Consider the following 4,153-nt stretch of genomic DNA (forward strand, 5'->3'; position numbering starts at 1 on the left):
CGCGAAGGCTTCCGCTCGATCCAGTTCAACGCCGTGGTCGAGACGAACGACCGAGCGGTCAAGCTCTGGCAGGACCTCGGCTTCACGATCATCGGCACGGTCCCCCAAGCGTTCAATCACCCTCGCCTCCGCTACGTCGGCCTTCACATCATGTACCGGCCACTCTGATTGGATCGACGGTATGACGGAGAACCGCGCGCGCCGGATGTGGCGAGTCCTCGAGCCGTACCACGCGATCACGTACTTCGCCCCCGACACCAGACAGGCCACGGACGCCCTGGGGCTGCGCGGCGGCTGGATGAGCTACTTCGCGTGCCGGGCGGCTCCCCTCGGCCCAGTGGGACCAGAGCTGGTCGCTGCCGTCTTCTACAACTTTCACCCAGACATGGTTGCCCGCGCGCTGCCCGACGCGTGGAGCCACGCCTCCCCTGCCCAGTTGCTGACCACCCGCCTGCAGGCGGTCGACAGCGCAGTACGACGCTTCCTGCCAGACCCCGGTACGCCGTTACGTCGTACGGCCGAGCTGGCTCGTAAGGCAGCCGAGCTGGCTCCGACGGCAGGCCGCCCGATCGCCGCAGCCAATGCGGCCTTGGAGTGGCCTGACGAACCACACCTGGTTCTGTGGCAAGCGACCACGATCCTCAGGGAGTCCAGAGGAGACGGGCACGTCGCGGCGCTGGTCAGTGCCGGGCTTACCCCTTGCCAGGCCATTCTGACCATCTCTGCAGCAGGCGGCCCGTCCAAAGAGGTGTTCCAGGTCGCACGACGCTGGAGTGATGAGGAGTGGGCCGAGGCGGCCGACCAACTGAGGGAACGCGGGTTGCTCGACGCGGACGGAGTACTGACTGAGGCAGGCCGAGCGACCCGGCAGCAGGTCGAGGACACCACGGACCGCCTGGCCGAGCAGGGCTGGGCCGCCTTGGGCGACGAGGACGCCGAGGAACTGGACCGGCTGATCCGGCCGATCAGCGGCAAGCTGATGGCGTCCGGCCTGATCCCGCCGGACAACCCGATGGCCATGCGGTGGGAACCGGACGAGATACCTGCGAACTAGCAGCACTCGCGGCCGCGCGTTGGTAGCGCTGCGGGCCGTGCGCTAGCGGCGTTGGGGGCCGCGGATCGTGACGTAGATCAGGGAGATGCCGACGGCCGCGACGATCGGGCCAACGATCGCCCAGAGGCTGTTGCCCGACATCGAGCTGCCCTCGACGTAGCCAAGCCCTTGCAGGGTCCACACCACGCCGGCGACGCCGAGCAGCACGCCTAGCGCGATCAACACGACCTTCTTCATCACAGTCCCTTCGGCAGGTTGTTCGAGCCTAGTCGGACTTGGTGCGTCACGTAGTACGGAGGCCTGCTTCTGCGGCGTCTAGGACTGCTGCGGTCAGGGCGTCCAGCACCTTTGATTTGAGCTTCCAGTGCTGCCAGTAGAGCGGTACTTCCACATATTTGCCCTTGGCAACCTCGACCAGGCGGCCGGCAGCCAGGTCGTCCACGACCGCTTCCTCCTCGAGCATGCCCCAGCCCAGCCCGAGCCGGATCGCCCGCGCGAACGGCCCAGCCGCGGGGATCGAGTGCATCGGCTGATCCAGCCGGCGCCGGGTGACTTGGCGAATCAACCGGCGCTGCAGCATGTCCTTGGGATTGAAGGTCACCATCGGCGCGTCCGCGAGTGCCTCAGCCAGCGGCCGGCCGGCGAGCCAGCGTTCGGCGTACTCCGGGGTCGCGATCGACAGGTACCGCATCCGCCCGAGCACCCGCACCCGGCAGCCCTGGACCGGCCGGGGATCCGCGGTGACTGCGGCTAGGACCGTGCCGTCGCGGAGCAACTCGGCCGAGTGATCCTGATCCTCCTGACGCAGATCGAATGCCGTCGCCAACTCCGGCGGTACGGCGAGAAGCGCGGGGAGGAACCATCCGTTCAACGAGTCCGCGTTCACCGCCACCGGCAGGCGTAGGCCTTCCACCTTGCCCTTCACCGCCGCGATCGCCTCGACCTCCAGCAGGGAGACCTGCCGCGCCAGCAGGAGCAGAGCCTGACCCGCTTCAGTACTCGTCGTCGGCTTCGTCCGCTGGACCAATACCTGCCCGAGCCCACTCTCCAGCGCCTTGATCCTCTGACTCACAGCCGAGGGGGTGATCTGCAGTCGTCGCGCGGCAGCGTCGAAGCTGCCCTCGTCGATCACCGCCGCGAAGGTGTCGAGTTGCGCCGAGTCGATCTGCATCTCCGCAGTCTACTCGCGACTGAAGCACGGCTAATGGTCCTGAAGAATCTTTAGCTGGTTTCTCTCGCAGGTACTCCTTACGGTCGAGGCATGCCCCTGCTCGCCGGCTTTGCCACGTCCTTGTCCCTGATCGTCGCGATCGGGGCGCAGAACGCCTTCGTCCTGCGCCAGGGCCTGCGCCGTGAACACGTTCTGCCGGTAGTCCTCACCTGCGCCCTCTCGGACGCCTTGCTCATCTCCGGTGGAATCGCCGGCCTCGGCGCGTTGCTGACAAGCAGCCCGCTCGCCCTGAACATCGCGAAATACGGCGGCGCCGCCTTCCTCCTCACGTACGCCGCCGTCGCCGCGCGCCGTGCATTCAACCCGGGCGCCATGACCCCGGCCGACCACGCGCCGGCCGCTTTGCGCAGCGTCGTACTGACCTGCCTGGGCTTCACGTACCTCAACCCGCACGTGTACCTCGACACGGTCGTACTCCTGGGCTCACTAGCCAACCAACGCGGTTCCGACGGCCGCTGGCTCTACGGCGTCGGCGCAGTCGCCGCCAGCTTCGCCTGGTTCTTCGCCCTCGGCTTCCTGGCCCGCAGACTAGGCCCCCTCTTCGCCCGCCCCCGCGCCTGGCAAGTCCTAGACGCCACCATCGCCCTAATCATGACCACCCTCGCCCTCTGGATGCTCCTCCCCTAGTCATCCACAGGCCAGACTCCGCGCGTCGGACCGGCCGATTCGCCTGTAGACTAAGGGCAACACGGCCAGCCCCTCTGCCCACCAGGGCACGGGCTGGTTTTCTTTTACGGGGGCATTTGTGACTCTCTACACCAAGCCACATCTGAGCTTCAGCGAACAAGTCGACCTACTGACACAACGCGGCCTCAGCATCGGCGACCGCGCCGGAGCCGCCCATCTGCTGGGTGTGATCGGCTACTACAGACTGAGCGGCTACTGGTATCCCTACCGGCGACCACTCCACGGACGGGCCGGCCGAGACGATCGATTCGTCGACGGCGCGACCTTTGAGCGGGTGGTCCGCCTCTACGACATGGACCGGCGCCTGAAACTGATGGTGCTGGACGCAATCGAACGGGTCGAGGTTGCGCTGCGAGTCAAGATCGGATACACCCTCGGCCGGCGTGGAGCCTACGCCCATCTGCATCCGCAGAATCTGGACGGGCAGTTCACTCGCTCCCACGGCAGTCAGCAGCGCAGCACCTACGACGGCTGGCTCCAGAAGATCCTTACCGCTCAGGCCCGCTCGTCTGAGGATTTCGTCGTGCATTTCCAGGACAAGTACGGCGGCAGGCTTCCCGTCTGGGTACTGACCGAGATCATGGACTTCGGTTCGATGACCTACCTGTACCAAGGTCTGAAGAGCGCGGATCGCAACGAGATCGCTCGAACCCTGGACATTCTCGACGCCAGAGGAACCGGCAACGGCGGTGCCTTGAGCAACTGGATGAGGGTCCTCAACTACGTCCGCAATGTCTGCGCGCATCATTCGCGACTATGGAACAGGAACCTGGTCAACCAGATCGCACCTCGACATCTGGCGACCATCCCATCGCTCGCTTATCTGAGCCAGCAGCGCGGCGATGCCCATTTCCGGATCTACTCAACGCTCTGCATCCTCGCCTTCCTGCTCTCACGCATCGAGCCGGGCTCCGAGTGGTCGGTACCGGTTCAGCGCATGCTGACCGAGGAGCTCCCAGGTTGCGGCCGAGGGTTACAGGAACTCGGTTTCCCGGCGGACTGGGCCGGCCACGCACCGTGGGTCAAGTAGCGTCCTGATCCCGGGGTTGGAGGACGGGTGGATGTGACGGTGTTGTGCGATGGGGTGGCGGTTTTTCCGGAGGGGGTGGGGGAGGCGTTGCCGGGGTGGGGTGGGGAGCAGGAGGCGTGGACTCGGGCGACTGTGCCGGGGAATGTGGGTG

At 66.1% G+C, this 4,153-nt stretch carries 5 protein-coding genes; 3 read left to right on the forward strand and 2 right to left on the reverse strand.

Features of this window, described 5'->3' with window-relative positions; all coding sequences use genetic code 11:
• Positions 1 to 181 precede the first annotated feature (181 nt).
• Positions 182 to 1,054, forward strand: a complete 873-nt coding sequence (locus VFG33_RS00130; protein ID WP_325020992.1) for an SCO6745 family protein — start codon at positions 182 to 184, stop codon at positions 1,052 to 1,054.
• Between the two features lie 42 nt (positions 1,055 to 1,096).
• On the opposite strand, the gene VFG33_RS00135 is transcribed toward VFG33_RS00130, so the two are convergent.
• Together VFG33_RS00135 and VFG33_RS00140 are read right to left on the reverse strand one after the other, a co-directional pair.
• On the reverse strand, positions 1,097 to 1,291 hold the full coding sequence (locus VFG33_RS00135; protein ID WP_325020994.1) for a hypothetical protein: 195 nt from the start codon (positions 1,289 to 1,291) through the stop codon (positions 1,097 to 1,099).
• A gap of 46 nt (positions 1,292 to 1,337) precedes the next feature.
• A complete protein-coding gene (locus VFG33_RS00140) occupies positions 1,338 to 2,225 on the reverse strand; it encodes a LysR family transcriptional regulator ArgP (protein ID WP_325020996.1) in 888 nt (295 codons plus the stop codon).
• A 90-nt stretch (positions 2,226 to 2,315) separates the two neighbouring features.
• Here VFG33_RS00140 and VFG33_RS00145 point away from each other — a divergent pair, with 90 nt between their 5' ends.
• On the forward strand, positions 2,316 to 2,912 hold the full coding sequence (locus VFG33_RS00145) for a LysE/ArgO family amino acid transporter (protein WP_325020998.1): 597 nt from the start codon (positions 2,316 to 2,318) through the stop codon (positions 2,910 to 2,912).
• Positions 2,913 to 3,030: 118 nt separating this feature from the next.
• Positions 3,031 to 4,002, forward strand: coding sequence for an Abi family protein (locus VFG33_RS00150; protein WP_325020999.1), 972 nt, complete (start codon positions 3,031 to 3,033; stop codon positions 4,000 to 4,002).
• Positions 4,003 to 4,153 lie beyond the last annotated feature (151 nt).

Source organism: Kribbella sp. (assembly GCF_035687465.1).
Lineage (GTDB): Bacteria > Actinomycetota > Actinomycetes > Propionibacteriales > Kribbellaceae > Kribbella.

Excerpts from the sequence above, each read along its gene's own strand:
- VFG33_RS00140 (WP_325020996.1), bottom strand. The coding sequence starts at position 2,225 with ATGCAGATCGACTCGGCGCAACTCGACACCTTCGCGGCGGTGATCGAC.
- VFG33_RS00135 (WP_325020994.1), bottom strand. The coding sequence starts at position 1,291 with ATGAAGAAGGTCGTGTTGATCGCGCTAGGCGTGCTGCTCGGCGTCGCC.
- VFG33_RS00145 (WP_325020998.1), top strand. The coding sequence starts at position 2,316 with ATGCCCCTGCTCGCCGGCTTTGCCACGTCCTTGTCCCTGATCGTCGCG.
- VFG33_RS00130 (WP_325020992.1), top strand. The coding sequence starts at position 182 with ATGACGGAGAACCGCGCGCGCCGGATGTGGCGAGTCCTCGAGCCGTAC.